Here is a 1,070-nt window from a genome sequence, read left to right as displayed (position 1 = left end):
CGCTGCGATTGTGGAAGAAGCGCGTCGACGTTGACGAGGGCCGCCAGCCGGGGACCTCGAGCGAGGCGCAGGCGGAGATCAAGCGGTTAAAGAAGCAGATCGCCGAGTTGGAGAAGGCGAACGAGATCCTCCGGTCGGCGAGCGTGTTTTTCGCGACCGAGCTCGGCCGCCCCTCGTCGAGATGATCGCGTTCGTCGACAAGATGCGTGATCGTTTCGGGGCCGAGCTCGTATGCCGTGTGATGCGGCAAGCCGAGGTGGGATTCCTCACCGCCCGCAGATACCGGGCTGCAAAGGCGCGTCCCGCGTCAGCGCGGCAGCTGCGGGACGCGCTGTTGATCCCGGAGATCACCCGGCTGCATGCGGAGAACTACGGCGTCTACGGGGTCCGGAAGATGCATGCGCTGCTGCGGCGGCAGGGCTGGATGATCGGTCGCGACCAGACCGACCGGCTGATGCGGATCGCAGGTGTTCGCGGGGTGAAACGCACGAAGAAGGTGTTCACCACGAGGCCCGATCCGACGAGCGAGAAGCCGAGGGATCTCGTGCAACGCAGGTTCACCGCCGACGCGCCCCGCCGGCTCTGGGTCGCGGACGTGACCTATGTCGCGACGTGGTCCGGGTTCGCTTACGTCGCGTTCGTCACCGACGTGTTCTCCCGCCGCATCGTCGGATGGAACGTCGCCGCGACGCTCAAAGCCGACATCCTGCCGCTCCAAGCGCTGAACATGGCCGAGTGGGCCGCGGACGGGAACCTCCACGGACTCGTCCATCACGCTGACCACGGGTCGAACTACCTCGCCGTGGTCTACACGGACCGGATCGAGGAGCTCGGCGCGACGCCGTCGACAGGAACCGTCGGCGACAGTTTCGACAACGCGATGGCCGAGGCCATCAACGGGCTCTACAAGACCGAGTTGATCCGTCGCCGCGGCCCGTGGCGCACGGTCGAGCAGGTCGAACTCGCGACACTCGAGTACGTGTGGTGGTGGAACAACCAGCGCCTCCACGGAGAACTCGACATGCGCACCCCCGCCGAGGTCGAAGCCGACTACTACGCTGGCCTCGACA

Annotated in this window: 1 protein-coding gene and 1 pseudogene; both read left to right on the top strand. The window is 66.2% G+C overall.

Annotated features, from left to right (window positions below; translation table 11 throughout):
- Positions 1-185 (top strand): annotated as a pseudogene (locus ACWAT3_RS16665) (IS3 family transposase); the annotation flags it as partial.
- Positions 182-1,070: IS3 family transposase (locus ACWAT3_RS16660; protein ID WP_460800203.1), on the top strand; the 889-nt coding region annotated here is incomplete at its 3' end. The pseudogene ACWAT3_RS16665 and the gene ACWAT3_RS16660, both read left to right, overlap by 4 nt.

The organism is Microbacterium sp. GXF0217 (assembly GCF_054798195.1).
The sequence above is the reverse complement of the archived record's forward strand: the minus strand, read 5'-3'. Positions and strand labels throughout refer to the sequence as shown.